At 57.0% G+C, this 25745-nt stretch carries 28 protein-coding genes, 1 tRNA gene and 3 pseudogenes; 7 read left to right on the top strand and 25 right to left on the bottom strand.

The genetic code is table 11. From position 1 onward, the window contains the following. Window positions 1-494 precede the first annotated feature (494 nt). The 3 genes and pseudogenes from ACSSVC_RS14725 to ACSSVC_RS14715 form a co-directional block, all read right to left on the bottom strand. Window positions 495-1009, bottom strand: a pseudogene (locus tag ACSSVC_RS14725) (IS3 family transposase); the annotation flags it as partial. 69 nt (window positions 1010-1078) lie between these two features. Then, window positions 1079-1621 (bottom strand): NADPH-dependent FMN reductase, encoded by a 543-nt coding sequence (locus ACSSVC_RS14720; RefSeq protein ID WP_346631668.1) that lies wholly within the window; start codon window positions 1619-1621, stop codon window positions 1079-1081. 181 nt (window positions 1622-1802) lie between these two features. Further along, a pseudogene (locus ACSSVC_RS14715) lies at window positions 1803-1943 on the bottom strand (putative metallopeptidase); the annotation flags it as partial. A gap of 199 nt (window positions 1944-2142) precedes the next feature. On the opposite strand from ACSSVC_RS14715, the gene ACSSVC_RS14710 reads away from it, so the two are divergent. From ACSSVC_RS14710 to ACSSVC_RS14700, 3 genes are all read left to right on the top strand, one after another. After that, the gene (locus ACSSVC_RS14710; RefSeq protein ID WP_492612566.1) at window positions 2143-3321 is read left to right on the top strand and encodes an MFS transporter; all 1179 of its coding nucleotides are present in this window, start codon (window positions 2143-2145) and stop codon (window positions 3319-3321) included. A 124-nt stretch (window positions 3322-3445) separates the two neighbouring features. Next, window positions 3446-4666, top strand: a complete 1221-nt coding sequence (locus ACSSVC_RS14705; RefSeq protein ID WP_492612443.1) for an MASE1 domain-containing protein — start codon at window positions 3446-3448, stop codon at window positions 4664-4666. A gap of 46 nt (window positions 4667-4712) precedes the next feature. Further along, entirely contained in the window at window positions 4713-6035 is a 1323-nt protein-coding gene (locus ACSSVC_RS14700) for a hypothetical protein (RefSeq protein WP_346631670.1), read from the top strand. Between the two features lie 53 nt (window positions 6036-6088). Here the strand turns inward: ACSSVC_RS14700 and ACSSVC_RS14695 are convergent, their stop codons facing one another. The 3 genes from ACSSVC_RS14695 to ACSSVC_RS14685 form a co-directional block, all read right to left on the bottom strand. Further along, complete coding sequence (locus tag ACSSVC_RS14695) at window positions 6089-6277, bottom strand: hypothetical protein (protein WP_346632064.1); 189 nt, start codon at window positions 6275-6277, stop codon at window positions 6089-6091. A gap of 47 nt (window positions 6278-6324) precedes the next feature. Beyond that, entirely contained in the window at window positions 6325-6489 is a 165-nt protein-coding gene (locus ACSSVC_RS14690; RefSeq protein WP_492612442.1) for a hypothetical protein, read from the bottom strand. 388 nt (window positions 6490-6877) lie between these two features. After that, on the bottom strand, window positions 6878-7198 hold the full coding sequence (locus ACSSVC_RS14685; protein ID WP_346631671.1) for a hypothetical protein: 321 nt from the start codon (window positions 7196-7198) through the stop codon (window positions 6878-6880). Window positions 7199-7470: 272 nt separating this feature from the next. On the opposite strand from ACSSVC_RS14685, the pseudogene ACSSVC_RS14680 reads away from it, so the two are divergent. Beyond that, window positions 7471-7824 (top strand): annotated as a pseudogene (locus ACSSVC_RS14680) (site-specific integrase); the annotation flags it as partial. Between the two features lie 78 nt (window positions 7825-7902). Here the strand turns inward: ACSSVC_RS14680 and ACSSVC_RS14675 are convergent. From ACSSVC_RS14675 to thrS, 9 genes are all read right to left on the bottom strand, one after another. Beyond that, window positions 7903-7979: transfer RNA gene (locus tag ACSSVC_RS14675), tRNA-Pro, on the bottom strand. An 88-nt stretch (window positions 7980-8067) separates the two neighbouring features. Continuing rightward, window positions 8068-8424, bottom strand: coding sequence for a MerR family transcriptional regulator (locus ACSSVC_RS14670; RefSeq protein ID WP_007920509.1), 357 nt, complete (start codon window positions 8422-8424; stop codon window positions 8068-8070). Further along, on the bottom strand, window positions 8405-8707 hold the full coding sequence (gene ihfA, locus ACSSVC_RS14665; protein WP_002553164.1) for an integration host factor subunit alpha: 303 nt from the start codon (window positions 8705-8707) through the stop codon (window positions 8405-8407). The genes ACSSVC_RS14670 and ihfA overlap by 20 nt, the downstream gene beginning before the upstream one ends. A gap of 3 nt (window positions 8708-8710) precedes the next feature. Continuing rightward, the gene (gene pheT / locus ACSSVC_RS14660) at window positions 8711-11089 is read right to left on the bottom strand and encodes a phenylalanine--tRNA ligase subunit beta (RefSeq protein WP_446440543.1); all 2379 of its coding nucleotides are present in this window, start codon (window positions 11087-11089) and stop codon (window positions 8711-8713) included. 35 nt (window positions 11090-11124) lie between these two features. Then, window positions 11125-12141, bottom strand: coding sequence for a phenylalanine--tRNA ligase subunit alpha (pheS, locus tag ACSSVC_RS14655; RefSeq protein ID WP_011060419.1), 1017 nt, complete (start codon window positions 12139-12141; stop codon window positions 11125-11127). Window positions 12142-12251: 110 nt separating this feature from the next. Continuing rightward, window positions 12252-12608 (bottom strand): 50S ribosomal protein L20, encoded by a 357-nt coding sequence (gene rplT / locus ACSSVC_RS14650; protein ID WP_081818697.1) that lies wholly within the window; start codon window positions 12606-12608, stop codon window positions 12252-12254. 30 nt (window positions 12609-12638) lie between these two features. Then, window positions 12639-12833 (bottom strand): 50S ribosomal protein L35, encoded by a 195-nt coding sequence (gene rpmI / locus ACSSVC_RS14645; protein ID WP_002553160.1) that lies wholly within the window; start codon window positions 12831-12833, stop codon window positions 12639-12641. Window positions 12834-12893: 60 nt separating this feature from the next. Continuing rightward, complete coding sequence (gene infC, locus ACSSVC_RS14640) at window positions 12894-13445, bottom strand: translation initiation factor IF-3 (RefSeq protein WP_169893379.1); 552 nt, start codon at window positions 13443-13445, stop codon at window positions 12894-12896. Beyond that, complete coding sequence (gene thrS / locus ACSSVC_RS14635; protein WP_346631673.1) at window positions 13445-15367, bottom strand: threonine--tRNA ligase; 1923 nt, start codon at window positions 15365-15367, stop codon at window positions 13445-13447. The genes infC and thrS overlap by 1 nt, the downstream gene beginning before the upstream one ends. Before the next feature lie 386 nt (window positions 15368-15753). On the opposite strand from thrS, the gene ACSSVC_RS14630 reads away from it, so the two are divergent. Next, a complete protein-coding gene (locus ACSSVC_RS14630; protein WP_346631674.1) occupies window positions 15754-16053 on the top strand; it encodes a hypothetical protein in 300 nt (99 codons plus the stop codon). 292 nt (window positions 16054-16345) lie between these two features. After that, the gene (locus ACSSVC_RS14625) at window positions 16346-16558 is read left to right on the top strand and encodes a cold-shock protein (RefSeq protein WP_003179963.1); all 213 of its coding nucleotides are present in this window, start codon (window positions 16346-16348) and stop codon (window positions 16556-16558) included. Between the two features lie 70 nt (window positions 16559-16628). Here ACSSVC_RS14625 and ACSSVC_RS14620 read toward each other — a convergent pair whose 3' ends face one another. Then, entirely contained in the window at window positions 16629-16940 is a 312-nt protein-coding gene (locus ACSSVC_RS14620) for an I78 family peptidase inhibitor (RefSeq protein WP_221808749.1), read from the bottom strand. Between the two features lie 162 nt (window positions 16941-17102). Then, complete coding sequence (locus ACSSVC_RS14615) at window positions 17103-17408, bottom strand: hypothetical protein (protein ID WP_346631675.1); 306 nt, start codon at window positions 17406-17408, stop codon at window positions 17103-17105. 165 nt (window positions 17409-17573) lie between these two features. Between ACSSVC_RS14615 and ACSSVC_RS14610 the strand changes: the two genes are divergently transcribed. After that, window positions 17574-17786 (top strand): hypothetical protein, encoded by a 213-nt coding sequence (locus tag ACSSVC_RS14610; protein WP_123725702.1) that lies wholly within the window; start codon window positions 17574-17576, stop codon window positions 17784-17786. Between the two features lie 33 nt (window positions 17787-17819). Here ACSSVC_RS14610 and ACSSVC_RS14605 read toward each other — a convergent pair whose 3' ends face one another. From ACSSVC_RS14605 to ACSSVC_RS14570, 8 genes are all read right to left on the bottom strand, one after another. Beyond that, on the bottom strand, window positions 17820-18848 hold the full coding sequence (locus ACSSVC_RS14605; protein WP_492612441.1) for a nucleoside hydrolase: 1029 nt from the start codon (window positions 18846-18848) through the stop codon (window positions 17820-17822). 42 nt (window positions 18849-18890) lie between these two features. Then, window positions 18891-19295: a D-ribose pyranase gene (gene rbsD / locus ACSSVC_RS14600; RefSeq protein WP_346631677.1), complete on the bottom strand. Its 405-nt coding sequence runs from the start codon at window positions 19293-19295 to the stop codon at window positions 18891-18893. Then, window positions 19292-20209, bottom strand: a complete 918-nt coding sequence (rbsK, locus tag ACSSVC_RS14595; RefSeq protein WP_404938934.1) for a ribokinase — start codon at window positions 20207-20209, stop codon at window positions 19292-19294. Before rbsK ends, rbsD begins: the two co-directional genes overlap by 4 nt. Before the next feature lie 24 nt (window positions 20210-20233). After that, entirely contained in the window at window positions 20234-21253 is a 1020-nt protein-coding gene (locus ACSSVC_RS14590) for a LacI family DNA-binding transcriptional regulator (protein ID WP_346631679.1), read from the bottom strand. Window positions 21254-21256: 3 nt separating this feature from the next. After that, the gene (locus ACSSVC_RS14585; RefSeq protein WP_102863626.1) at window positions 21257-22234 is read right to left on the bottom strand and encodes an ABC transporter permease; all 978 of its coding nucleotides are present in this window, start codon (window positions 22232-22234) and stop codon (window positions 21257-21259) included. Beyond that, window positions 22231-23784 (bottom strand): sugar ABC transporter ATP-binding protein, encoded by a 1554-nt coding sequence (locus ACSSVC_RS14580; protein ID WP_346631680.1) that lies wholly within the window; start codon window positions 23782-23784, stop codon window positions 22231-22233. The genes ACSSVC_RS14585 and ACSSVC_RS14580 overlap by 4 nt, the downstream gene beginning before the upstream one ends. Before the next feature lie 57 nt (window positions 23785-23841). Next, window positions 23842-24798: a sugar ABC transporter substrate-binding protein gene (locus ACSSVC_RS14575; protein ID WP_123725709.1), complete on the bottom strand. Its 957-nt coding sequence runs from the start codon at window positions 24796-24798 to the stop codon at window positions 23842-23844. 281 nt (window positions 24799-25079) lie between these two features. Then, window positions 25080-25541, bottom strand: a complete 462-nt coding sequence (locus ACSSVC_RS14570; RefSeq protein ID WP_492612440.1) for a hypothetical protein — start codon at window positions 25539-25541, stop codon at window positions 25080-25082. Window positions 25542-25745: the final 204 nt, after the last annotated feature.

Here is a 25745-nt window from a genome sequence, read left to right as displayed (position 1 = left end):
GTCACTCCCCCCGCACCGCGTTGATCAGCAGTTACTGCCAGGTATTGAGCTCTTTGATCAGCGCGCTGAGCACGTTGGCAAGCACCGGGGCTATGCGGGAAGCTGCCGCGATTGCGGCGGCAGTGCAGGAGTTTTTACACCGCCCTGTCGATTGATCGTTGCTAGGTCTGCTCCTTCTCGCGCTCCGCAGCTTCAGCCAGGCCCCAGGACTGTTGGCCGCCTGCGTCGCGAGACTCCTTCGGGACTGCAACTCTTCATCCGTCACTGACATCCCGTAGTGATATGCGCCGTCCAGCGTGCCAAATGCCACTACCAGAAACAGCAGTACGCTCAGGATAATTCCACCGACCTTCACCACCCACACACTCATGCCAGCAGAAGAACAGCAATAAGCGCCTGATGATTCTGAACAAGGTAGCGATGCACGGCCTGCACCGTACCCAGTGTTCCCATATGGGCAAGCAGATCAATTGGGGCATAGACATTTTCCAGCCTCAAAGTGAGGCACTTTCGAAGGCCTCAGGACTGACGCCGCCCAGATAACCGTGAAGACGCGTTCGGTTGTAAAACGCTTCAATGTAATCGAATACATCGGCACGGGCCATGTCACGGGTTTTGTAGATCCTCTTGCGAATGCGTTCTTTTTTCAGGCTGCTGAAAAAGACTCCGCCACGGCATTGTCCCTGCAGTTTCCTCGGCGGCTCATACTCGGCTCTAGTTGGTTGGCCAAACAAAAACGTTTCCAATCATCACTGCCATATTGGTTACCCTGATCCGAATGCACGATGACTCTGGTTTTGGGTTTACGGCGCCATACCGCCATGAGTAATGCCTCCAATGCCAGCTCCTTGCCCAGCGTTGGCTTCATTGACCAGCCGACCACTTTGCAAACATACAGATCCAGTACGACGGCCAGATATAACCAGCCCTGCCACGTCCGGATGTACGTGATATCGGTCACCCAAACCTTATGAGGGGCATTGACAGTGAACGCCCGGTTGAGTCGATTGGAATACCGAAGTCGGACAGATCGGTTAGCTCAAGCAGTGAGAAGGGAGGCACAGGCCTGTTCATTCGCTCACCTTCGCGATTCCTGCATGACCTCAATGTGGCTCTTGAATGCAACCAATGCCGAGACGATCTGCTTACTGATCTCTGGGCTCTCTGCGATGTCCGCCTCATCCATTCCTTTAGCGAGCAGATTCACCGTTATCGACGCAGGCTCGACAACTATTGCGGACATGGTGTTCAGCACCAACCGAAGCGCCGCTTGGGCATGACTCGCACGAGGTGAAGCGTTAAACAGTGCAACCGGCTTACCAGGAAACTCATGGCTGGCCACAAGCCAATCCAAGGCGTTCTTGAAAGAACCAGGTATTCCACGAGCATACTCAGGGCACGAAATAAGGATGCCATCTACCTTACCCACCAAAGCCCGTAACTCTGCGACGACCTGCGGCGGATCATCAGCCAGGTCCGGATCGAAGTGCGGTAATTGACCGACCGCCAGATACTGCTTGATCGACACCCCCTCAGGGCTCAGCACCTCAGCCGCACGTAGCAGTGCGGAGTTAGAAGATGCTGCGCGAATGCTTCCGGACACCGCTAACAATTGGACCATTTGTAAACATTCCATTCCCTAGTGAGATAGCACAGTGTCGCATACGTGAATCAAGACGATCTCAGACATGACTGGAGCCCTGTCCGGGAGGCTCGTTCGATCACCTCCCAGTCGGGCTGCTTGGCACTCATGTTGATTCCTTACTGGTCGCGAGAGGTGCGGATTATCCGAACCTGCCCGCCTGGTTGTGGATGCTTCCGCTATCGGCAAGGATCTCGGCCTGGAGCAATTCCCATACCTCGGGCGCTGGTGTCAGGCGGATGTCGTAGTCAGAGAGTTCGGACAACTCAAGCAGAGATACTGGAGGGCTAGGTCTGTCCACTGATCACCTGAAACTTGAAATAGTGGCGGGATGCCGGTGTTGGTAAGAGTCAAATTAAATGAGGTGCAGCGCATGTCGGAAGCTATTAAAAACATAGGGAAATTCGTTTCGCACACTTACCGAGCGTAAAATAAGGAAATCCAGAGAGCGATGGCGGTATCAACGCCGCAACCCTTGAGTACGGGTACGTGACAGACGCCTGCCAATCAATACAACGAAGACGCCGATGAACGCAGTGATTGATAACCGTAACAAGCTGATCATCACCTTGACGGTGATGATTTTTGGATTGAGCTACGGTTTGAGTGCGCCCTTGATTGCGATCAAGTTGACGACCGCAGGCTTCAGCGAAGTTTACGTTGGCATCAATGCCGCCATGCATGCGGTAGGTGTGTTTGCCATCGCGCCATTTCTACCGATGCTGTGTCGCCGTTTCAGTCCCAGACAGTTGTTGGCCATTTCGCTGGGCGCGCTGGTGGTGTTGTTGGCTGCATTCCCCTTCGTACCCATCGAAACCTGGTTTGTATTGCGCCTGGGCCTCGGGCTGTTCAGCGAAATCATTATGGTGGTGTCAGAAACCTGGCTGAACCACACGACGGTCGAGCAGGCCCGGGCAAAAACGATGGCGATGTATGTGGCCAGCCTGTCTTTGGGATTTGCCCTGGGGCCGTTCATTCTGTCCTGGTTGGGCAATGCGTCGTCGACAGCATTCTTTGTCGGCAGTTTGATTACAATTCTCGCCGGCCTCTCGCTGCTCGGGATCAAAGCCGATGGCCGCCCGATTGCGCACGAAAAGGGCCGCCCGCTCTCACTGTATCTGCATATCGCAACGCTTGCGCTGGTGGCGGCCGCACTGAACGGTGCACTGGAAAGCGCCGGAATGAACATGCTGGTGATTTACGCCATCAACGTGGGCTGGCCGGTGCAGCAGGCCACCTGGTTGCTGTCGATGCTGCTGTTTGGCGCAATCGCTCTACAGTTGCCGATTGGCTGGCTCGCCGACCGCATGGACCGCCGTCGCCTGATCATTGTGTTGTCGGCACTTTCAGCGGTTGGCGCGCTGATCTGGCCCTTGGCACTCACTGAGCGCTGGCTTTCGTATGGGTTGTTGTTTGTCTGGGGCGGTGTATTTGTCGGGATTTATACGGTGGTGGTGACTCAGGTCGGTGAGCGTTTCAGCGGCACCGAACTGGTCGGGGTATACAGCGCACTGTCGGTTGCATGGGGTATCGGCGCGCTGTTGGGCCCGGTATTAGCTGGGGTCTCCATGCAGTTGGGTCTGCACGGTTTGCCCCTGCTCACCGCCGCTTTGTGTGCTCTGTTCACTCTGTTTGCCGTCATGCACACACAGCACACACCCACGCCACCTCAGGCTTGAACCCTCAGCGTCATGGTGCCGTTGCCAGGCAATAAGCCATGACGTAATCCACATCCACATTTTTTGAATCGGAAAAACCCCAGTGATACTACCGAGGGCTCTACTACAGACCGCCAGCTTACTAATGTGGGCGCTGGCCTATTACGTGACGGGCATCATTTCACTCGAGTTCGATGACCCTGCCACCCAGGTGGCCGTGGTGTGGTTCCCGGCGGGCGTGGCCGTCTCGGCGTTCCTCATCTCGCAACGCTCCCGTTGGCCACTGCTATTTGCGGTACTGCTGACCACGCGAATTTTTCTGGACTTCCAGTGGCGACACGATTGGGCCTCCACGCTGGTGCATTCCTGCCTGGCCTTGATTACAGCCATTTGCATTGCCTGGCTGGTGCGCCGTTTTGCCCGGCGCAACGACTATTTACATGCCATTGTGCTTTGGATAGTCGCCACCGTGGTTCTGTGCGCGGTGGAAGCGGCATTGACCGAAACCTGGGTGTCGTTCACACGCGATATGCCACTGCAACATCTGCTGTGGGTGACCTGGATCGCCAACATTACCGGGGTGATCTTCACCACGATTGCGATCATGAGCCTGCTCCATGATGATCTGAATGTATGTCGCAGCGGGTGGCTGGCCAGACTCACGGGAGTGACCGCGTTTGTCCTGATGTGCCTAAGTACCTGGTTTATCTTCGGCGTCAATTCTCCCTGGTTGAAGTCCGGCATTACCGACTCGGCCGGCTCCGCGATGAACTTTGCGCTGGCGTGCATTCCAATCATCTTCTGCGTGGTTGTTTCGGTCACCTGGGCCGGGCGTGGCGCGACTCTGGCGTTGCTGACCCTGGCAACGCTGGTGATTCATCACACCGACAACGGCCAAGGGCCGTTTTTCCTCCAGGGGCTTAACCCGGGAGAACCGCTGCTGTTGGCCCAGTGCTATTTGTGCGCGACCGCCTTGTTGATCATTTTTCTGCGGGTGCTGGCCAAGTCAGCGCGCCGTTACGACCTCGACACCGGCCGGGAGACGGGTGAAGGGGTGATGTACCGGTTGCACCCCGAGTCAGGCGAGATTTACTGGGACGATAACCTTCGTGAAGTACTGGGCATCGACGCGCCGGTATTGTCCACCTTCAATGACGTGCTTGAACGCGTACACCCCAAGGACCAGGAAAAGCTGCGGCGCCATTGGTCGACTCAACAGCGCAGGCAGGGCGGCGCCTCGCTGACGTTCCGCATCACTGCGCAGGGATCGGATACCCGGGTAATCTGCGACAACACCCCAGGCCTGATGGCGGACTCGACCGGCGAAGTGATCGTGGGCAACTGGCAAATCAGTCACTACAAGTAATGATGCGCGACCTCGATTGGTAACGTTGGCAACAAGGAAACATCTCATGATTCAAATCGCATTGATGTTATTCGGCGCAGAGTTCGTCCGCTCCAAAGCCAAAGTGATTGGCTGCATCGGTTTGCTGTGGGGCTTGATTGGCGTGGGTGTGCTGATCGACGGCATGGACGGGGTGTTGTATTTCCCGATGAAGGCGTTCGGCATCCTGCTGTTGCTGGAAAGCCTGGTCACGCTGAGTGTCGCCTCGAGCGGAATCGGTGCGCAAAAGGCCGTGCTGTTTTTCAAGGGCGGCGTGTGTTTCTTCGTGTCCCTGTTGATTCTGGCCAACAAGACCTACAGCAACCTGTTACTGGCGATTATTTTCGGCTTCTCCTATTTCATCTTCGGTTTGCTGGTCATCACGTCCGCGTTTGTCGTCCGGTACCCTCATTGGCGCCTGTCAGTCGTCACTGGCACTGCCAAGGTGATCTTCGCCCTGTTGCTGTTCACGCCCTATCCCGTCGGTTACCAGTCAACCGTCTCGTTTTTCATAGGGTCATTGATGATCGTCAGCGCTATCAGTACCCTGCGCGTGGCCAGGCGCGCCAGCTTACTGGTGCGTGGGACGTCCTCCTTTGAGTTGCTGACGCCTACTGCGCCTGCGCTCAACGTCACAAAAAAGTCGGCAGTCAAACCGCAACTTGCTCAGGTGTCTATCAGCCCGCCAACTCATGAACCGTTGGTGGTGCATATCTGGACGCCGGAAGGCACGGCGGAAAATACGCCGGTGCCGCGACCGGTCATCAATCGTTATATCGCCGCAGTGGACAGCCAGGGGGTTATTTCCACCGGGCACGCAGCCCTGGAGTTGCAACCCTCGATCTATATCAGCCTGTACCCCGCCGCGGATATCGACCGCTCGCCCTCGGAGTTTTTCCGCATACTCAAAGCGACCAAGGACAATGATGTGCCGGGTACTTTCCAGCCTGACTATGAGAAAGAGGCGGCAGATTGGTGCGAATCGGACCGTAAGATAGTGTTCCATTACTACAACAGCGGTGCCCTTGAGCATTTCTGGATGAACTACAGCCTCGATAACCGCTACAACCTGACCTACCGCAACTGTTCAAGCTCAGTCGCTTATGCGCTTGAGGCGTCCCTCGACGGCGTGCTTGCGTTTCGCAGCGAGCGCTGGCGAGGCTGTTTGCGGACCCTGTTCATGCCTGAACTCTGGATTGCGGCGCAGGTACGCCGACGTGCGCTGACCATGGCCTGGACCCCAGGCCTGGTGATGGATTACGCCAGGGCGCTGCGGGCCATCGTGCACCCGGTTCCGCAGTCCTGGTTTCAGCGCATGCCCTGGAAAGCGCGTCACGTTGATAGCATTTAGACGGCCCGGATTCACCTTAAGCGATTCTGACGTCGCAGCCCCCTAAAGCTCATTCAAGTCACCATGATCGCGGTTTGCGAGTGGGCTTGCCCATGCAGCACCACGACGATAACCCCCTGAGGGAGACCGGTAGTCTTGGCGGCGCCTATTGCCTTGGCAATGGCGCCATCCAAATTATTCAAGGCTTTGTTGATGTCCTGGTGCATCGGTAGCGCGTGGCGCAGGCGGGTTACATTGCTCACGTGTTGTGCCCTTCCAGTGGCTGAGCAAAAGTAAACTTCACGCCCTCCTATGGGTAGTGGCAGGAGAAGGCGGCGTTTTGAAGAATCACGCCCTCACCCAGCACCTCTGCGGGAGCATCGCCGTACTTGGCAATGAACGCAGCCTTCAGATCATCTGCCGACAAGGTGAGCGTGATGTCATTGAGTTGGATCAGCGTCTTCTTGATACTCATAACAACCTCATTGCACACCACGACTTGGCGCATTCGAAAACGTGGCGCGGGCTACTTCCTCCGTCGCTCAATGCCGCCCGGCGCCTTGTCACTGCGCAGGCGGTGCTCGCAGTTCAATGTCCGACACAGCCAGACCTTCACCCGCTGCCAATACGTGACCATGAAGACGTGCCGAACGCACCAACCCATCCCGCGGTAAACCAGGTATCAAGCCTCTCGAAGAGGCGATACAGAAACTCCATGCGCTCGACTCCTTGGGCATGATCAAAGAAAGGGCCAGTGTTGGCTCAGGCATAGTCAAAAACGAAAAAGCCTCAGCGTATGCCGAGGCTCTTCGATTCAGCGCATCCGCTAACTAGCTCATTTGGTTCCGTGCACAAATGGCTACTTAGGGCTGCATGTCGTAGGTCATCATAATCGACGCCCTGTCGTTTTCTGGCGACCAGTACACACCTTGGCCAGCCGGCACAAACACCTCATACGGAATAGTCGACCACGCTTCGAGCTTACCCACATAGAACGCGTGATACTGGAGGTACCCACTGGGCTTGGTGGGCTTTACCGTACCTGTGAAGAGGGTTCCGCCATTCACGGAGCAAGTTCGAATAGTTACCCCTGCGGTGTTTTGTGAGGCATCAACAACAGTGACATAGGCTTCTATATAGCCTTTCGATTGATAGAATTTTTCACCGATCTTAACTGGTTGCATGTGTGGATTTCCTTGAGTTTTCAGTGATCACGGCCGATGCCGCATATAGCCGCTCTTGGCGATTACTCGAAGCTCAAGGCCTTCACACGAGTCGAGGAAGGTATGCACCAACGACACGCTGGTTTTCGCTTCTTATACACCCGAGGAGTGGAATGACTATCCCAGCAAAAAACTGTATATACAACCAGTATTTTGTACCCTATTTGCCCCCCTTCTGACTCCATCCAGAAAGATGGTTATGCCTCCCCAGCAGGATCCATCTTCGCCTCAGGAGGCATGACATCGTCTCGCCTTACCTGATCCATCGCCGACCAGACCGCAAGAAGCAGAAACAGTCGCAAACGAAGGACCACTGGACGCAGGTCGAGGAACGGTATTTGACGCAGGCCTTCAAAGAGGCTCGGGAGGCGGCGGGTTGTTACAAGGGGTGGAAAGAGGAGGAAATGCCGGGCTTCCACGAAGTGCGGGCGCTGTCGCTGCACCTGTATCAGAAAGCCGGAAAGGACGGTCAGAAGATCGCCGGCCACGCCAGCGAGGCCATGACCAAAAACTACCAGAAAGACCACGCAGAAATTGTCTGGTCAGAAGCAGTTCCAGACCTAAATATCAGCGAAATTATCGGTTAGTTTTGCGCGGGTTTTGCGCAGACACAAAAAAGCCGATCTAGATGATCGGCTTAAGTGTCTGATTTTCATCAGAAAATATGGTCGGGACGGAGTGATTCGAACACTCGACCCCTAGCACCCCATGCTAGTGCGCTACCGGACTGCGCTACGCCCCGACTAGGCGTGAAACCTGTTTCACTTCTCAGGAAACGTTGAGGAATATACCGCAAGCTTTTGAAAAGTGGAAGTATTTAATACGATGAATTACTTCTTGAGCACCACAAGCACATCTTCCAGCTCAGAGATCATCTGACGGATCAGTTGCTTGTACTGGGTGGTGTCATCTTTGGCCTCATCGCCGGAAAGGCGCAAACGCGCTCCGCCGATGGTAAACCCCTGGTCATAAAGCAACGCGCGGATCTGCCGGATCATCAACACGTCCTGGCGCTGATAATACCGGCGATTTCCGCGGCGTTTGACGGGGTTGAGTTGAGGAAACTCTTGCTCCCAATAACGCAGCACATGCGGTTTGACCGCACAGAGCTCGCTGACTTCACCGATGGTGAAGTAGCGTTTACCCGGAATGACCGGGAGCTCGTCGTTATGACTTGGTTCCAGCATAAGCCTCAACTCGGGCCTTCAACTTCTGCCCTGGACGAAAGGTGACCACACGGCGAGCCGTGATCGGGATTTCTTCACCCGTTTTCGGGTTGCGGCCAGGACGCTGGCGTTTATCCCGAAGGTCGAAGTTACCGAAACCGGACAATTTGACCTGTTCGTTGTCTTCGAGAGCGTGCCTGATTTCTTCAAAGAATAGCTCGACCAATTCCTTGGCCTCGCGTTTATTCAGGCCTAGCTCTTCGTAGAGACGTTCGGCCATTTCAGCTTTCGTCAGAGCCCCCATACGTCACTTCCTTAACGTGGCGTTCAACCTTTGTTCGAGCGAGGTGAGGATGTTTTGTGTCGTGGAATTCACCTCATCGTCATTAAGAGTGCGCGATGGATGCTGCCAGGTCAAGCCGACGGCAAGGCTTTTTCTATGCGGATCAATGCCTTTACCCTGATAGACGTCAAAGAGCCTGAGGTCTGTCAGCCATTCGCCTGCATTTTCACGAATTACGTCCAGAACGGCGCTCGCCGCAACGTCACGATCCGCCAGCAACGCCAGGTCACGGCGCACTTCTGGGAAACGCGAAAGCTCGTGGAACTTCGGAAGACGACCTTGAGCCACCTCACCCAGAACCAGCTCAAACACGTAGACCGGACGATCCAAGCCGAGATTTTTTGCCAATTCCGGATGAATAGCCCCCAGGTAACCGACCTCACGACCATCACGCTCGATACGTGCAGTCTGGCCAGGATGCAGCGCAGGATGCTTGCCCGGAGCAAAAGTGAATTCATCCAGTGCGCCAGCAAGGCCCAGCACTGCCTCGACATCCGCCTTGACGTCAAAGAAGTCCACACCGTCGCGACCTTGCGCCCAACCTTCAGGCAAGCGACTGCCGCAAACGACGCCAGCCAACATTGGCTGCTGCTTCAAGCCTTCCAGTTGACCGACAAAACGCAAGCCGCTTTCGAACATGCGGACGCGATCCTGCTGACGATTCAGATTGTGCTGAAGTGCCTTGACCAGGCCTGGCCACAAGGAGGAGCGCATGGCCGCCATGTCAGCCGAAATCGGGTTGGCCAACAGCAACGGTTCAACACCTGGATTGAACTGCTCAAACAGTTTCGGATCGATGAAGCTATAAGTGATTGCTTCCTGATACCCACGGGCTACCAGCAGGCGCCGCAGGGCAGGCAGATCACCTTGTGCTTCCGCCTTGGCCTGAGGAGCCAGACGAGCCTGCGGATAACGAACCGGCAAGCGGTTATAGCCGTAGAGACGCGCCAACTCTTCGATCAAGTCGACTTCAAGGCTGATATCGAAACGGTGGCTTGGCACTTCAACGCGCCATTGGCCTGCACCATTGGCAGTGACTGCCAGGCCCAACGCGGTGAGCAGACGCTCGACCTCGGAGCCATCGATTTCCAAGCCCAGCATCTGAGTGATGCGTTCAGCGCGCAGCGTTACAGGTGCAACAGATGGCAAGTGCTGCTCGCTGACCGCTTCGATGATCGGACCAGCTTCACCGCCAGTGATCTCAAGCAACAAGCCAGTTGCACGCTCCATGGCCTCGCGAGCCAACTGCCAGTCCACACCACGCTCATAGCGATGAGAAGCATCGGTATGCAGGCCATAGGAACGGGCTTTGCCAGCCACCGAAATCTGGTCGAAGAAGGCGCTTTCCAAAAACACATCGCGAGTGTTTGCGGTAACACCACTGTGCTCACCGCCCATAACACCAGCGATTGCCAGAGCACGGGTGTGGTCTGCAATCACCAGGGTATCGCTACGCAGGGTAACTTCCTGGCCGTCGAGCAGTACCAGCTTCTCGCCCTCTTCAGCCATGCGCACCCGAATACCGCCGTTGATTTCGGCGAGATCGAAAGCATGCAGCGGCTGGCCCAGTTCGAGCATCACATAGTTGGTGATATCCACTGCGGCATCGATACTGCGCACGTCGGCACGACGCAAGCGTTCAACCATCCACAGAGGGGTCGGCTTGGACAAATCGACATTGCGAATAACCCGACCCAGATAGCGCGGGCAGGCCGTCGGAGCCAGTACTTCCACAGGGCGTACTTCGTCGTGCACTGCGGCAACCACTTTCACTTCAGGGCGCTGCACTTTAGCGGCATAGAGCGCACCGACCTCACGGGCCAGACCAGCAAGCGAAAGGCAGTCACCACGGTTTGGCGTCAGATCGACCTCAATACTGGCATCGTCCAGGTTCAGATAGACGCGAACGTCCTCCCCCACTGGAGCATCGGCCGGAAGCTCCATCAGACCATCACTGCCTTCGCCAATCTGCAGTTCGGCCTGGGAACACAGCATGCCGTTGGATTCAACGCCACGCAGCTTGGCTTTCTTGATCTTGAAATCGCCCGGCAGCTCGGCACCAATCATCGCGAATGGGATCTTCAAGCCTGGACGCACGTTAGGTGCACCGCAGACCACCTGGAAGGTCTCTGCGCCGTTGCTGACCTGGCATACGCGCAGCTTGTCGGCATCTGGGTGCTGCTCGGTGCCGAGCACTTCGCCCACCACTACACCACTGAAATCACCGGCGGCTGGCGTTACGCTGTCAACCTCAAGACCGGCCATCGACAGACGAGCAACCAGCTCGTCACGACTCACCTGCGGGCTAACCCAGCCACGCAGCCATTGTTCACTGAATTTCATCCTGCTCTCCTAATAGATTCGTTACGGACGCGCGACTAGCGAAATTGCGCAAGGAACCGCAAGTCGTTGTCGAAGAACAGGCGCAAGTCATTGACACCGTAACGCAGCATGGCCAAACGCTCGGCGCCCATGCCGAAGGCAAAGCCCTGGAACTCTTCCGGATCGATCCCGGACATACGCAGCACATTTGGGTGAACCATGCCGCAACCCATGACTTCCAGCCAACCGGTCTGTTTGCAGACGCGGCAACCTTTACCGCTGCACATCACGCACTCCATATCAACTTCAGCGGATGGCTCGGTGAACGGGAAGTACGAAGGACGGAAACGCACGGCCAGTTCTTTTTCAAAGAACACCCGCAGGAACTCTTCAATGGTGCCTTTCAGGTCGGCAAAATTGATGTCGCGATCCACCAGCAGGCCTTCGACCTGATGGAACATCGGCGAGTGGGTGATATCGGAGTCGCTACGATAGACACGGCCTGGGCAGACGATGCGAATCGGCGGCTGCTGCGATTCCATGGTGCGGACCTGTACCGGCGAGGTATGGGTGCGCAACAGCATGTTCGCATTGAAATAGAAGGTGTCATGCATCGACCGGGCCGGGTGATGGCCTGGGATGTTGAGCGCCTCGAAGTTGTGATAGTCGTCTTCGACCTCAGGGCCTTCGGCGATGCCGTAGCCAATGTGAGTAAAGAACTGCTCAATACGTTCCAGGGTCCGCGTAATCGGGTGCAGACCGCCAGAGGTCTGGCCACGGCCCGGCAGAGTTACGTCAATGCACTCGGCAGCGAGTTTGGCGCTGAGTTCCGCCTCCTCGAAAGCCGCTTTGCGCGCATTGAGAACCTCTGTTACACGCTCCTTGGCAACGTTGATCAGCGCTCCGACTTGCGGACGCTCTTCGGCAGGCAGGTTGCCCAGGGTCTTCATCACCTGAGTCAGTTCGCCCTTCTTGCCAAGGAAGTGAACCCGGATCTGTTCCAGGGCATTGATGTCTTCAGCGTGTTGCACGGCCTCAAGTGCTTGAGAAACCAGCGCATCCAGGTTTTCCATGTACAGACTCCAGATACAAAATAGGGGAAGAGCTTGAAGGCTCTTCCCCTATTTATGACGTTTAACACCAGAGCCCACGAAAGGTGAGCCCGGATGACTGTCGGGGGTACTTAAGCCAAGGTGGCTTTAGCTTTCTCGACAATCGCAGCAAACGCCGCTTTTTCGTTCACTGCCAGATCAGCCAGAACCTTACGGTCGATCTCGATGGAAGCCTTTTTCAGGCCAGCGATCAGACGGCTGTAAGACAGACCGTTAATACGAGCACCAGCGTTGATACGAGCGATCCACAGAGCGCGGAACTGACGCTTTTTCTGACGACGGTCACGGTAGGCGTATTGGCCTGCCTTGATTACCGCTTGCTTGGCAACACGGAATACGCGCGAGCGTGCACCGTAGTAGCCTTTAGCAAGTTTCAGAATTTTTTTGTGACGTTTACGGGCAATGACGCCACGCTTTACACGAGCCATGAGTTACTTCCTCTATTCTTGATCCAAAAATTAACGAAGGCGCAGCATGCGCTCGACTTTTGCCACGTCAGACGGATGCAGCAAGCTGCTACCGCGCAGTTGACGCTTACGCTTGGTCGACATTTTGGTCAGGATGTGGCTCTTGAAAGCGTGCTTGTGCTTGATACCGTTAGCAGTTTTCAGAAACCGCTTAGCAGCACCACTTTTGGTTTTCATCTTTGGCATGTTCGGATACTCCGCATTCAGTTGATAAACATAATCAGAAGGCCTGCCGTGCCCTGTTGATTACTTCTTCTTTTTCGGGGCGATGACCATGATCAGCTGGCGTCCTTCCATCTTAGGATGCTGTTCGACCGAACCGTACTCTTGCAGGTCAGCTTCAACCCGCTTGAGGAGTTCCATCCCCAGCTCCTGGTGGGCCATCTCACGGCCGCGGAATCGCAAGGATACCTTGGCCCTGTCCCCGTCACTCAGGAAACGTACCAGGTTGCGCAGTTTTACCTGGTAATCCCCTTCCTCCGTCCCTGGACGAAACTTGATTTCTTTAACCTGAATCTGCTTCTGGTTCTTCTTCGCAGCAGCAATCTGTTTCTTCTTTTCGAAGATCGATTTGCCGTAATCCATCACCCGGCAAACAGGTGGGACTGCGTCGGCGGAAATTTCCACCAGATCCAGCTTGGCTTCTTCAGCTATACGAAGCGCTTCATCAATCGAGACGATGCCAATCTGCTCGCCGTCAGCGCCAATTAACCGAACCTCGCGTGCCGAGATATTCTCGTTGATCGGGGCTTTCGGTGCAGCTCGTTTATCTTGTCTCATATCACGCTTAATAATAATTACTCCGAATCTTGGCGACCACGCCGGGAAACCGCTTGTGCGAGGAACGCCGAGAATTGGTCCACAGGCATCGAGCCCAGGTCTTCACCTTCACGGGTACGCACAGCGACAGTCTGCATCTCGACCTCCCGATCTCCAATAACCAAGAGATAGGGAACCTTGAGCAAAGTATGCTCGCGGATTTTAAAGCCGATCTTTTCATTTCTCAAGTCGGACTTGGCACGAAATCCGCTTTGATTGAGTGTTTTTTCTACTTCAAGGGCAAAATCTGCCTGTTTATCAGTGATATTCATCACCACGGCCTGAGTCGGAGCCAGCCACGCAGGGAACGCACCCTCGTAATGCTCGATCAGAATCCCGACAAAACGCTCGAATGAGCCGAGAATCGCCCGGTGCAACATCACCGGATGCTTACGGCTGTTGTCTTCGGATACGTATTCAGCACCCAGGCGGATCGGCAGGTTGAAGTCCAACTGCAAGGTACCACACTGCCATACACGGCCCAGGCAGTCTTTCAACGAGAACTCGATCTTCGGACCATAGAACGCTCCCTCACCCGGCTGCAGATCATACGGCAACCCGGCACTATCCAAAGCCGCAGCCAGCGCATTTTCCGCACGGTCCCACAACTCATCGGAACCCACGCGCTTTTCAGGGCGAGTGGAAAGCTTCATCTCGATGTCCTTGAAGCCGAAGTCGGCATAGACATCCATAGTCAGCTTGATGAACGCAGCGGACTCGGCCTGCATCTGATCTTCAGTACAGAAGATGTGAGCATCGTCCTGAGTAAAACCACGCACACGCATGATGCCGTGCAGCGCTCCCGAAGGCTCGTTACGGTGGCAAGCACCGAATTCGGCAAGTCGCATCGGCAGCTCGCGGTAGCTCTTCAGGCCCTGATTGAACACCTGCACGTGGCACGGGCAGTTCATGGGCTTGATCGCGTAGTCGCGACTTTCCGATTCGGTGGTGAACATGTTCTCGGAATAGTTGGCCCAATGCCCGGACTTTTCCCAAAGGCTGCGATCGACCACTTGCGGAGTCTTGATCTCCAGATAGCCGTTTTCACGCTGCACTTTGCGCATGTACTGCTCAAGCACCTGGTACAGGGTCCAACCATTGGGATGCCAGAACACCATGCCCGGCGCTTCTTCCTGGGTATGGAACAGCCCCAAACGTTTGCCGATCTTGCGATGGTCGCGCTTTTCAGCCTCTTCGATACGCTGGATATAGGCAGCGAGCTGCTTCTTATCCGCCCAGGCAGTACCGTAAACCCGCTGCAACTGCTCGTTCTTGGCATCGCCGCGCCAGTAGGCACCCGACAGCTTAGTCAGTTTGAACGACTTCAGGAAACGCGTGTTCGGCACGTGCGGACCGCGGCACATGTCGACATATTCTTCGTGATAGTAGAGGCCCATTGCCTGTTCATTCGGCATGTCCTCCACCAGGCGCAACTTGTAGTCCTCGCCACGAGACTTGAACACATCAATCACTTCGGCTCGCGGAGTGACCTTCTTGATAACGTCGTAGTCTTTCTCGATCAGCTGCTGCATGCGCTGCTCGATAGCGGCCATGTCTTCGGGCGTGAAGGGACGCTCATAAGCGATGTCGTAATAGAAACCTTCATCGATGACCGGGCCGATGACCATCTTGGCGGTCGGATACAGCTGCTTGACCGCATGCCCTACCAGGTGAGCGCAAGAGTGGCGAATGATCTCAAGCCCCTCTTCGTCCTTTGGCGTGATGATTTGCAGGGTTGCGTCGCCGTCAATCACATCGCAGGCGTCGACCAGCTTGCCATTGACCTTGCCGGCCAGGGTGGCTTTAGCCAAACCTGCGCCAATGGATGCAGCGACCTCAGCTACGGAAACCGCATGATCGAATGAACGTTGACTGCCGTCGGGAAGAGTAATAGTGGGCATGGCGCCTCCTCTCCTAGTGGTGACCCCTACCAAAGGTCACGTGGGTTGGGATGAGCCAGTACGCGATTCAGTCCGACCGTTCTGTAACAAACGCCTGCCTCACAGTGGCAAGAGCCTTGCGGCCAACCGATAAACCGAACCAGAGTGACTGGGGTTCAAATCAAAATTAATGAGGCATAGACCGCGAGGGAGAAATGAAACACCCAAAGCTTGAAAACACCCAAGCCGGGCATGCTAGCACAGATAAATCGCAATCACCGCGCAGCAAGTTTCCCAAAAGATACTTTCCAGTCTTTTATTGAGGAAAGTGAACTTGCGATGTACGCCGAACCTCAAATACCCGGAGAATCGTCGTCCTTGCTATCGACCTCAGGAGAACTCGACTCATGCGCCTTACCCAATTATTTGCCCTTGCCACCCCACTCGCCCTGCTCCTGCCCTTGAGCGCACAAGCTGCATGGCCTGCCGGAGCTCGTGCCGACTATATGAAGGACTGCACTGCAGCAGCCAGCCAAAGCATCGACGCCAAAAGCGCCGAGAAACATTGCGCCTGCGGTGCAGACAAGCTGAATGAAAAATTCACCACCGAGGAAATCAAGGAGCTGATGAGCAAATCCAAGCAGCCTAGTGCTGAGCTGAGAACCCGAGCTCTGGACGCCATCGCTGCTTGCCGAGTGGTCAAATAACCTGACAAGGCTCGAAACAGTCTGTGCCAACGCCTGTCAGGAGGCCTGAAACGCGGTTTTTTTCACAATTTACGCAGCTTTTACGGGTTTTTTTATCACCGTTTGTTTTCCGTGAAAGCCCCTTAAACCGGGGCCTGCAGCCAACTCGAACGGTAAAATACACGGACACATCGGGCAAAGAGCACCTACAGGGGGCTCCCAAGCCGAACATTTCGACTATGATAGCTCGGTGTGCCCAGTTGGCCTGAGCAGCACAGCACTACTGAAAATATATGTTTCTTGGAGATACACCATGTCTAATCGCCAAACCGGCACCGTAAAATGGTTCAACGATGAAAAAGGCTTCGGCTTCATCACTCCTCAAGGTGGCGGTGACGACCTGTTCGTACACTTCAAAGCTATTGAAAGCGACGGTTTCAAAAGCCTGAAAGAAGGCCAAACCGTTTCCTTCGTGGCTGAGAAAGGCCAAAAGGGTATGCAAGCTGCACAAGTTCGCCCTGAGTAAGTTCTCAGCGAGCTAAAAAAACCCCGTCCATGTGACGGGGTTTTTTATGGGCGGGAAAAAAAACTAAGCCTCAACCACAGTTGACCCGAGTAACCACCAGACCAGCATCGGTATTGAGGTTCAGGCGGTCGGAGCGGTACTCCAGAGTAATCATGTCATTAGGCTTGAGGAAACGCGCATATTGCGCTCCTGCGCGAGTACGGGCCTGCTCCAACAGCTCGGGAGAAGCCTTCTTGCCGACGGCAAATTCGGCAGCTGTTGCTTCACAACGAGTGTGCCCGGACTCAGAGGCCACAGGTTCCTTTGTCGACCCGGTGGCGCTGCATCCACTGAGTACAACAGCGGCCAACAAGGTTCCGAATGAAGCGAGCTTCCAAGGCATGAAGCCTCCTTTTCAAAATTAAGCAGAGATCGTGCGACAGCCGATTAGCCTTTTGGTTTCAAAACAAAATGGCCTTTTGCCCTATGCCACGGACAGCGGATAAGTCTGCCTCAGGCATTGCGACATATTCACAGGACAATCGTCACTGAATATGAACAAGAATCAATAGACATCGATGTAGTCGAACGCCGGCTTCGGCCAGTTCTGCTTCAGCGCATTGAATATCTGCATTACCCAGACCTCATCGCTGGCCGCCACGTTTCCGACATAGCCGGACCCAGCGGCCCAGGTTTCCAGGCGAAACAACAAACCCTCGATCTCGACACCTCCCACAACTCCCGAAGAGATGTAAGCAATCCCGGTCTTGGTGACACGCAACTGGGTATGAACGTTGTCACTGGCCGACGCCAGAAGCTGGCGCACCGCCTCCAGAGTCAGGGCATCAGGCTGATTCAAATCGATTTGCACAAAAGCTTCCTTGAGCGCAGGAAAAGCGCCAGTGTCGCATAGCCCCCCGCTTGATGCCTAAGTCGGAGTGCCAAACGTCCGGCAACATGGTTAACTCTGCGACGCAGCAAACACCCGCCCAGGCCCAGCCCTGGTGCCCGCCTTATCCGAATTCGTGAGACTTTCATGGCCACCGTGAGTATCGACGCCGACATCAAAGCCAAATGGCCACAGGGCCAGTGCTCCTATAGCCCAGGGAGCCCGGAAGAGTTGGCGATCATTGGCATAGACCTGCTGGTCAAGGAACTGGGAACCCAGTCCGCCCGAGCGTTCATCGAGCAGGTTTTCGAGAAGTACCCGGCCGATCACCCGGGCGCACAGGACCCGGAACGAGAATAGAACCCCGCAGGCAGGAGCCTGCGGGGGCTCTGCTTACTTGAGGCGAGCCAGACGCTCGGTGAGCAAGTCGAAGAAGCCCTGAGCATTACCGCTCTCAACCCAGAACACGTTCTTTTCCTGCTTCAGACCGTCGTACCAGTCAACGATGGTCTGGCCGAACGTCGGCCCTTCACGACTGTCGACAACCATGTTGGCCTGACGTCCGCTGAACAGCTCAGGCTTTAGCAGATAAGCGATCACCGTCGCGTCATGCACCGGGCCACCAGGAATACCGTAGTGCTCCATGTCGCCCTTGACGTACTCATTGAGGATATCCCCTACCACCTTGCTGGCATTGTTGTTCAAGGCGGCGATCTTCTGCAGTCGCGCCTCGCTGGTCAGCACCTTGTGGGTCACGTCCAGTGGCAGGTAGGTCAGCTTGACGCCACTCTTGAGCACCACTTCGGCCGCTTGAGGATCGGCGAACAGGTTGAACTCCGCCACCGGGGTGATATTGCCGCCATTGAAGTGCGCCCCCCCCATGACCACCACTTCCTTGATGCCCTGGGTAATATCCGGCGCCTGGATCAATGCCAGTGCCAGGTTGGTCTGCGGACCCAACATGGCGATGGTGATGCTGTGGGGCTTGGCCGCCCGCAACGTATCGATCAGATAGTTGATCGCATTACCTTTGGCCAGTGGCGCCTTGGGCTCATGCACAGTTACCCCGGAAATGCCTTCCTTGCCGTGGATATTCTCGGCATAGATTGGCGTACGCAGCAGCGGTTTTGGCGCCCCGGCGTAGACCGGGACTTCATCGCGACCAGCCCACTCACGGGCCAGACGAGCATTCCGCGAGGTCTTGTCCAGGCGCACGTTGCCCGCCACCGTGGTCAAGGCACGAATATGCAACTCCTCGGGTGAGGCCAGGGCGAACAACAGAGCCACCACATCGTCGGCCCCCGGATCGGTGTCGATGATCAGATCGATTTTTTCCGCCGCCTGAGCGCCGGTAGCAGTGAGTAGAGACAAGAGCAGCAGACTCCGGAACCAGTGTTGAAACAGCAGAGCATAGCGGTGCATGGCGCACTCCTTGTGCAAGATAAGGAAAAGCCGGACAGCGGCCTAGAAGGTCACCCCGGCAACCAGGGCGATGTTGCAATACGGCTGGCACTCTCCCGTGCGAATCACCGCACGAGCCTGACGACTGAGCACCTTGAAATCTTCGTGACTCATCAATCTCCGGGTCCCCAGTTCGCCACCGAGGTTCAGCACGTCCAGCCCCAACAAGGGCTGCGGCCGCTTGAGCAGAATCTCCTCGGCCAGCACATGACTCTCCACCTGCATCTCGCTGAGCACTACCTTGAGGGTGCCGAGAAAATCGGGAACGCCGTGAGTCAGGGCCAGATCGATCAACTCGACGCCAGGAGGCACAGGCAGGCCGGCATCACCAATCACCACGATGTCACCGTGGCCCAAAGAGGCAATCAAGCGTGACAGGGCAATATTGAGCAAAGGTGTCTTTTTCATGAAGGGACAAAGGCCTGAACGTCGGACAGCGTGGGAATGGAAGGTTGTGCACCGGCACGAGTCACCGACAGCGCTGCGGCGACCTGACCAAAGCGAATCGCCTCGGCCTCACTCTTGCCGGCAGCCAGGGCGGCGGCAAAACCACCGACGAAGGTATCCCCCGCTGCCGTGGTGTCGATGGCCTTGACCTTAGGCGCCGGAAAATGCTCGAAACTGCGGCCATTGGCAAACAGCGAACCTTGCGCCCCCAGGGTGATGATGACCTTACCGGCTCCAGCGGCGATCAAGCGACCTGCCGCAGTCTCGGCACTCGCCAGGGAGTCCACCGCCACGCCACTGAGCGCGGACGCCTCGCTTTCATTGGGGATCAGGTAGTCGATCGAGCCGTACCACTGCGCCGGCAGCGGGCCACTGGCCGGCGCCGGATTGAGAATCACCGTCTTGCCCAGTTCACGCCCGCGCTTGAGGGTGTACCCCACCGTTGCCAAGGGCACCTCCAACTGACAGATGATCACGTCGGCCTCCTGCAACACCCGATCGAACCCCGCAACCTTCTCGGGGCTGAGCAGGCCGTTGCCACCGGCGACGATGACAATTGCATTCTGGCTACTGTCATCCACCACGATCAGAGCGACGCCGCTGGAACCCTCCACCACGCTCACCGCCTGGCAATCGATCTGCTCGGCGAGCAAGGCACTGCGCAATTGCTCGCCATAGGCGTCATCGCCGACACAGCCGACCATCGACACCTGCGCCCCCAGCCTGGCCGCCGCCACTGCCTGATTGGCCCCCTTGCCACCGGATACCGTGGCAAAGGATTTGCCAATCAGCGTCTCGCCCCCTCGCGGCAGGCGCTCGGCCCGGGTCACCAGGTCCATATTGAGGCTTCCCACTACCACTACTTTTGCTGGCATACATCGATACTCAATCGTTTGGATTCAGCGGAACTCGGCAAATGCGCTGCTGAGCGGCGCAGTCGATTCCCGCAAGACAATATTCGGCGTAACGATGCGCTGGTCGACCGGCAAATCCCGCGAGGCAATACGGCGCAGCAGCAACTCTGCCGCGGTTTCACCCAGTTGCAGGATCGACTGACCCACCGTGGTCAGCGCCGGGTAGACATAACGGCTCATGAGGATGTCGTCGAAGCCAATCACCGAGAGTTCACTGGGCACACGGATATTGCGCTCCGCCGCAGCCCGCAACACACCGATGCCCATCATGTCGTTGGCGGCGAAAATTGCGCTTGGCCGGCGCCCCTCAAGCAACTGCGCCGCAGCGCGATAACCACCGGTGCTACTGAAGTCACTTTCCAGGATGCGCCCTGCCGGCGCCTCGACGCCGGCCTCCTGCAATGCCTGGCGAAACCCCGCCAGGCGCATTTGCGCCACACTGGTGTTGGCCGGGCCACCGATGCAGGCGATGTCCCGGTGACCTAGCTCCAGAAGGTGCCGGGTCGCTAGGTAGGCACCGTAATGGTGGTCGATACGCACCAGATCGGCGTCCACCCCTTCCAGCCCGCGGTCGACAATCACCATCGGCGTGCGCACCCCGGCCAGGCCCTGAGCCAGGCCACTGTCGCCACCAGCGGATGTCACGATCAGTCCATCAATGCGCTTTTCCAGAAGCACCCGCAGATAGTTGCGCTGCTTGTCCGGGTTATCGTCGGAGTTGCAGAGGATCACGCAGTAACCGTTGCGCTCGCAGTAGTCCTCGATCCCTCGTGCCAGTTCGGCGAAGTAAGGGTTGAGACTATTGGGCACCAGCAGGCCGATGGTCGCGGTGGTCTTGGCCTTGAGTGAACGAGCCACTGCACTGGGTACATAGTCGAGGCGCTTGATCGCCGCCTCGACCTTGACCCGCACCTCTTCACTGACCGGCCGCGTCTTGTTCAGTACATGGGACACCGTGGTGTAGGAAATCCCCGCCAGCGCCGCCACATCCTTGATTGTTGCCATGAATCAAACCCGCCGATTGGCGCGCTGGCTGCGATAGGTATCCAGCACCACGGCAATCACAATGACCGCACCGGTGATGATGCGCTTGGTCGGTTCTGATGCGCCGATTTGCGCCAGGCCTGCAGCCAGCACGGAAATAATCAAGACGCCGAAGAAGGTACTGATCACCGAACCGCGTCCGCCCATCAGGCTGGTGCCGCCAATCACCACCGCGGCGATGACCTGCAACTCCAGACCGGAGCCCGCATTCGGGTCTGCCGCTTCCAGGCGAGAAATTTGAAACAGCGCTGCAATGCCCGCCAACAACCCCATCAGGCTGAACACCAGGATCTTGTAGGGTTTGGGATTGATCCCCGCCAGACGCACCGCCTCTTCGTTGGTACCGATACCGATCAGGTAGCGGCCGAACACGGTGCGCGTCAGCACCGCCTGGGCCAGGAAGATAATCAGCAGGGCAATGATAAACGACGGCGAAATGCCAAAGGCAATTGGATTCGACAACCAGGCGAAAGCATCACCGATATAGGCCGTGCGCGAGCCGGTCATCTGGTAGGCAACGCCCCTGGCCATTTCCAGCACCCCCAGGGAAACGATGAACGACGGGATGCGCCAGGCCACAGTGATCGAGCCCGTGATGGTTCCCGCCAACGCCGCACAGGCCATGCCCAGCAACGCCGCAGGCACCACGCTCCAGCCCCAGCCGAGAATTGCCACGCTGACCGTCGAGGCCGCCAGGGCCAGCACCGACCCCACGGACAGATCGATACCACCGATGATCAGGACGAAGGTCATGCCTACCGCCAGCACCATCAGGTCGGGGATCTGGTTGGCCAGGGTGCTGAAGGTGTCATAGGAAAGGAAGTGGCTGCTGAGCAGGGAGAACAGAACGATCATCCCCAACAACGCCCCCGCCAGGCCCAGGTAGGTGCCGAGGCCGTAGTAATGGCCGCCTCGCTTGCCGCTTGCAGGTGCAGTTTTCATGATGCATTCCTAGGCGTCGCTTCGCTGAGCAACGCATCTCGTTTTTGATAGCCGGCAAAGGCGGCGGCAAGCAATTCATCCTGGGTCCAGCTGTCACGCTCGAAGGTGTCGATCAGACGCCCGGCCGAGAGCACGCCAATGCGATCGCAGATCAGCATCAACTCACGCAAGTCGCTGGACACCACTACCAGGGCCTTGCCCTGGCGGGTCAACTCCCCCAGCAAGCCATAGATATCGAACTTGGCGCCGACGTCGATACCGCGAGTGGGCTCGTCGAACAGCAACACCGAACAGTCGCGCTCCAGCCAGCGGCCGATCACCACCTTCTGCTGGTTGCCGCCGGACAATTCGGACACCAATTGCGCCGGACTGGAACTGCGAATGCGCATGGCATCGATCTGCCGCTGGGCCAGTTGCTCTTCGTCCTGAGCATTGACCAGGCCGCCGCTGGAAATCGCCGGCATGTTGCCCAAGGCGATATTGGCGCTGATGGACTGGGTCAGCAGCAGCCCTTCGCCCTTGCGATCTTCAGTGATCAACGCAATGCCGTTGGCCACCGCATCCACCGGGGAGCGAATGCTTACTGGCCGGGCCGGCGTGCCCAGGGCAATGCTGCCGCTGTCGGCGACGTCGGCACCAAAGATAAGCCGCAGCAACTCGGTACGCCCTGCCCCGATCAGGCCGGAAATACCGAAGATCTCGCCACTGCGTACCTCGAAGGACACATCACAAACCTTGTCCGAGCGACTGAGGTTGTTCACCGTCAGCGCCGGCGCACCAATCTTGCGCTCACCCAGATCAATGTGTTCGCCCAGCTCGCGCCCCACCATCAGGTTCACCAGCTGTTCGCTGTTGTAGTTGGCCATGGGCTCGACACACACCAGGCAACCATCACGCAACACAGCAATGCGCTGGGCTACGCGGGCCAGTTCTTCCAGGCGATGGGAGATATAGATGATGGACACGCCCCGGGCCTGCAGGCGGGTGATCTGCTCGAAGAGCATCTCCACCTCACGGGAAGTGAGCATGGCCGTCGGCTCATCGAGAATCAGCACATGACAATCACCGATCAGATTGCGGGCGATCTCCACCATCTGCTGATGACCGATGCCCAATTCACCCACCAGCGTGTCGGGATCGATAGCGTCCAGGCCGACCTGGGCCATGGCCTCGATTGCCGCCTTGCGCAATTGCTTGCGGCTGATCCAACCACCGTTGCTGGGCAGGTTGTCGAGAAACAGATTCTCGGCCACCGACAGGGTTGGCAACAGGTTGAGCTCCTGCATGACCATGCGAACCCCCGCCTCTTCCGCTTGGGTCCGGCTACCGGGACGATAGTCCTGGCCGTTGAACTGCATGTGGCCGGTGGTGGGGCTGACCAGGCCACCGATGATCTTCGACAAGGTGCTCTTGCCGGCGCCGTTCTCACCGGTCAGGGCCAGCACCTCCCCGCGCATCAGCGTCAGGTCGATGCCGGTCAATACCGGTTGTGCATAGGTCTTGCCGATACCGCTGACCGAGAGGACAGCGTTCGCAGCGGAAACTGACATAAGAAACTCTCCATGCGCTCGCCTGAACGGGCGAGCGCCGTTGTGCCGCCGGAAGGACTACTTGGTGACCAGCTCGACTGGAGTTTCGATCACGCCGTTGGCACCGCTGTCGACTTTCTCGCCCTTGAGGATCTTCAGTGCGGTCTCGATGCCGAACACCGCCTGCTTGGCAGCGAACTGGTCGGCAGTGGCCAGGACCCGGCCATCCTTGAGCATTGGTTTGATGGCGTTGATATTGTCGTAGCCCACCACCTGGACCTTGCCTGCCTTACCGGCAGCCCGCACCGCGGAGACCGCCCCCACTGCCATGCTGTCGTTACCGGCCAGCAATGCCTTGAGATTCGGGTATTCACTGAGCATTGCCGAAGCCACACGGTTGCCTGCGTCGATTTCCCAGTCGCCGGATTGCAGCGAGACCACCTTGATCTGCGCGGCGTCCATTGCGTCCTTGAAGCCAGCAGTGCGCTGCTGTGCGTTAGTGGTGGTGGAGACCCCTTCGATGATCCCCACTTCGTCGCCGGCCTTCAGTTGCTTGGCCAGGTACTCACCCACCAGGCGAGCCCCCTTGCGGTTGTCCGGACCTACGAAAGGTACGCTGATGTTCTTGCTTTTCAGCACACCGGGATCGAGTTGGTTGTCGATATTGATCACCGTGATCCCGGCATCCACCGCCTTCTTGATCACTGGCACCATGGCCTTGGAGTCGGCGGGTGCAATCACCAGGGCATTGACCTTGGAGACGATCATCTGCTCGACGATGCGGATCTGGTTGGCGGTGTCGGTTTCGTCCTTGATGCCGTTGGACACCAGGTCGAAATCGGCGGAATGCTCTTTCTGATAAGCCTTGGCGCCGTCTTCCATGGTCAGGAAGAACTCGTTGGCCAGGGACTTCATGACCAGGGCGACCTTGGGTTTCTGCGAGGTCTCGGCATAGGCCGATGAGAGAGGGAGGGCAGCGGATGCAGCAGCCAGAACAGCAACAGCGAGTAAACGTCCAGCGAAGGGCAGCTTCATGAATTCACTCCGATCTTATGATTATTGTGAGCAGCGTTCGCACGGCAGGGTGAGCAGGCCGTCATCGGCATGGATGGGAGGCCGGTGCCGACCCTGGAAAGATAGACGATTGTCGTTATCCAAAGGCCGCGCAAACGTTTGCGTAAAACGAACTATGCGAACCTCGCCAGAGTTTGTCAACGCCGATCAGAGCCTGGAAAAAGGACACAGACAGCGGGGAAAACCCAGCTGTACGAGAGGAGAAGCCTGTCCGCACCGTAGCGGCGAACAGGCTCTGAGGGTCATGCAGTGGTGTTTAACAGGCCGCCTGAGGAGGAGGAGGAGGAGGAGTCCTTGGCCAGCTCACGAACCAGATTGCCCGATACCTCTGCCAGGGCCCCGTTGGTTTGGGCGATCTGCCCTTGAAGCCCCATGACCACGGTCTGCTTGGCTTCAGGGGTCGGATAGTCGGCGGCCTGGGCGGCAGCCAGTTGCTGTTGCTGCTGTTTGAGCTGCTCCTGCAACTCTTGCATGCGCTTGAGCAGCATCTTGACGACGATACTCTGATTATCTCCACCCGAGTCTGCGGCTTCGGACTTTTCGGCCTGCTTGCTGGAACCAACCCGGAGGGTGCCCGACTCATCGGTACCCAGCGCCGTGGATGCCTCCTCGGCAGCGGCCTTACTCAATGCATCAATGGTCGCCGGCGATTTGCCATTGATCAAAATCGCTCCTGCGCCAGGAAATCCGACTGACAGAGACATATGAACTCCTGAAAAAAAGATCCTGTCGGGTCATCGACCGCCCCGCGACATTCTTTAATGACGGCCCCTCCCCCCTTGTGCCGAACCACTGACGGGCATTTTCGGATTGCCGAACGCCCACCCGCGCAAACGTTCGGAAACCCGGACGCGCACCACTCCGCCGTCATCAAAAATAGAAATAAAATTGATATAAATCAGTAACTT

The sequence above is a fragment of the Pseudomonas sp. E1BtOHC1 genome (assembly GCF_058744285.1).
Note: the sequence above shows the minus strand (reverse complement) of the source record. Positions and strands in the feature narration are given on the sequence as shown.

What these genes read in the sequence shown, in the direction of transcription:
- ACSSVC_RS14705 (WP_492612443.1), top strand. Translation starts at nt 3,446, where the DNA reads ATGTGGGCGCTGGCCTATTACGTGACGGGCATCATTTCACTCGAGTTC.
- ACSSVC_RS14620 (WP_221808749.1), bottom strand. Translation starts at nt 16,940, where the DNA reads ATGCCTTGGAAGCTCGCTTCATTCGGAACCTTGTTGGCCGCTGTTGTA.
- ACSSVC_RS14690 (WP_492612442.1), bottom strand. Translation starts at nt 6,489, where the DNA reads ATGAGTATCAAGAAGACGCTGATCCAACTCAATGACATCACGCTCACC.
- ihfA (WP_002553164.1), bottom strand. Translation starts at nt 8,707, where the DNA reads ATGGGGGCTCTGACGAAAGCTGAAATGGCCGAACGTCTCTACGAAGAG.
- pheT (WP_446440543.1), bottom strand. Translation starts at nt 11,089, where the DNA reads ATGAAATTCAGTGAACAATGGCTGCGTGGCTGGGTTAGCCCGCAGGTG.
- thrS (WP_346631673.1), bottom strand. Translation starts at nt 15,367, where the DNA reads ATGCCCACTATTACTCTTCCCGACGGCAGTCAACGTTCATTCGATCAT.
- ACSSVC_RS14685 (WP_346631671.1), bottom strand. Translation starts at nt 7,198, where the DNA reads ATGCAACCAGTTAAGATCGGTGAAAAATTCTATCAATCGAAAGGCTAT.
- rpmI (WP_002553160.1), bottom strand. Translation starts at nt 12,833, where the DNA reads ATGCCAAAGATGAAAACCAAAAGTGGTGCTGCTAAGCGGTTTCTGAAA.
- rbsD (WP_346631677.1), bottom strand. Translation starts at nt 19,295, where the DNA reads ATGAAAAAGACACCTTTGCTCAATATTGCCCTGTCACGCTTGATTGCC.
- ACSSVC_RS14605 (WP_492612441.1), bottom strand. Translation starts at nt 18,848, where the DNA reads ATGCACCGCTATGCTCTGCTGTTTCAACACTGGTTCCGGAGTCTGCTG.
- rplT (WP_081818697.1), bottom strand. Translation starts at nt 12,608, where the DNA reads ATGGCTCGTGTAAAGCGTGGCGTCATTGCCCGTAAACGTCACAAAAAA.
- ACSSVC_RS14585 (WP_102863626.1), bottom strand. Translation starts at nt 22,234, where the DNA reads ATGAAAACTGCACCTGCAAGCGGCAAGCGAGGCGGCCATTACTACGGC.
- ACSSVC_RS14580 (WP_346631680.1), bottom strand. Translation starts at nt 23,784, where the DNA reads ATGTCAGTTTCCGCTGCGAACGCTGTCCTCTCGGTCAGCGGTATCGGC.
- ACSSVC_RS14720 (WP_346631668.1), bottom strand. Translation starts at nt 1,621, where the DNA reads ATGGTCCAATTGTTAGCGGTGTCCGGAAGCATTCGCGCAGCATCTTCT.
- ACSSVC_RS14670 (WP_007920509.1), bottom strand. Translation starts at nt 8,424, where the DNA reads ATGCTGGAACCAAGTCATAACGACGAGCTCCCGGTCATTCCGGGTAAA.
- ACSSVC_RS14590 (WP_346631679.1), bottom strand. Translation starts at nt 21,253, where the DNA reads ATGGCAACAATCAAGGATGTGGCGGCGCTGGCGGGGATTTCCTACACC.
- rbsK (WP_404938934.1), bottom strand. Translation starts at nt 20,209, where the DNA reads ATGCCAGCAAAAGTAGTGGTAGTGGGAAGCCTCAATATGGACCTGGTG.
- ACSSVC_RS14610 (WP_123725702.1), top strand. Translation starts at nt 17,574, where the DNA reads ATGGCCACCGTGAGTATCGACGCCGACATCAAAGCCAAATGGCCACAG.
- ACSSVC_RS14575 (WP_123725709.1), bottom strand. Translation starts at nt 24,798, where the DNA reads ATGAAGCTGCCCTTCGCTGGACGTTTACTCGCTGTTGCTGTTCTGGCT.
- pheS (WP_011060419.1), bottom strand. Translation starts at nt 12,141, where the DNA reads ATGGAAAACCTGGATGCGCTGGTTTCTCAAGCACTTGAGGCCGTGCAA.
- ACSSVC_RS14700 (WP_346631670.1), top strand. Translation starts at nt 4,713, where the DNA reads ATGATTCAAATCGCATTGATGTTATTCGGCGCAGAGTTCGTCCGCTCC.
- ACSSVC_RS14570 (WP_492612440.1), bottom strand. Translation starts at nt 25,541, where the DNA reads ATGTCTCTGTCAGTCGGATTTCCTGGCGCAGGAGCGATTTTGATCAAT.
- ACSSVC_RS14630 (WP_346631674.1), top strand. Translation starts at nt 15,754, where the DNA reads ATGCGCCTTACCCAATTATTTGCCCTTGCCACCCCACTCGCCCTGCTC.
- ACSSVC_RS14625 (WP_003179963.1), top strand. Translation starts at nt 16,346, where the DNA reads ATGTCTAATCGCCAAACCGGCACCGTAAAATGGTTCAACGATGAAAAA.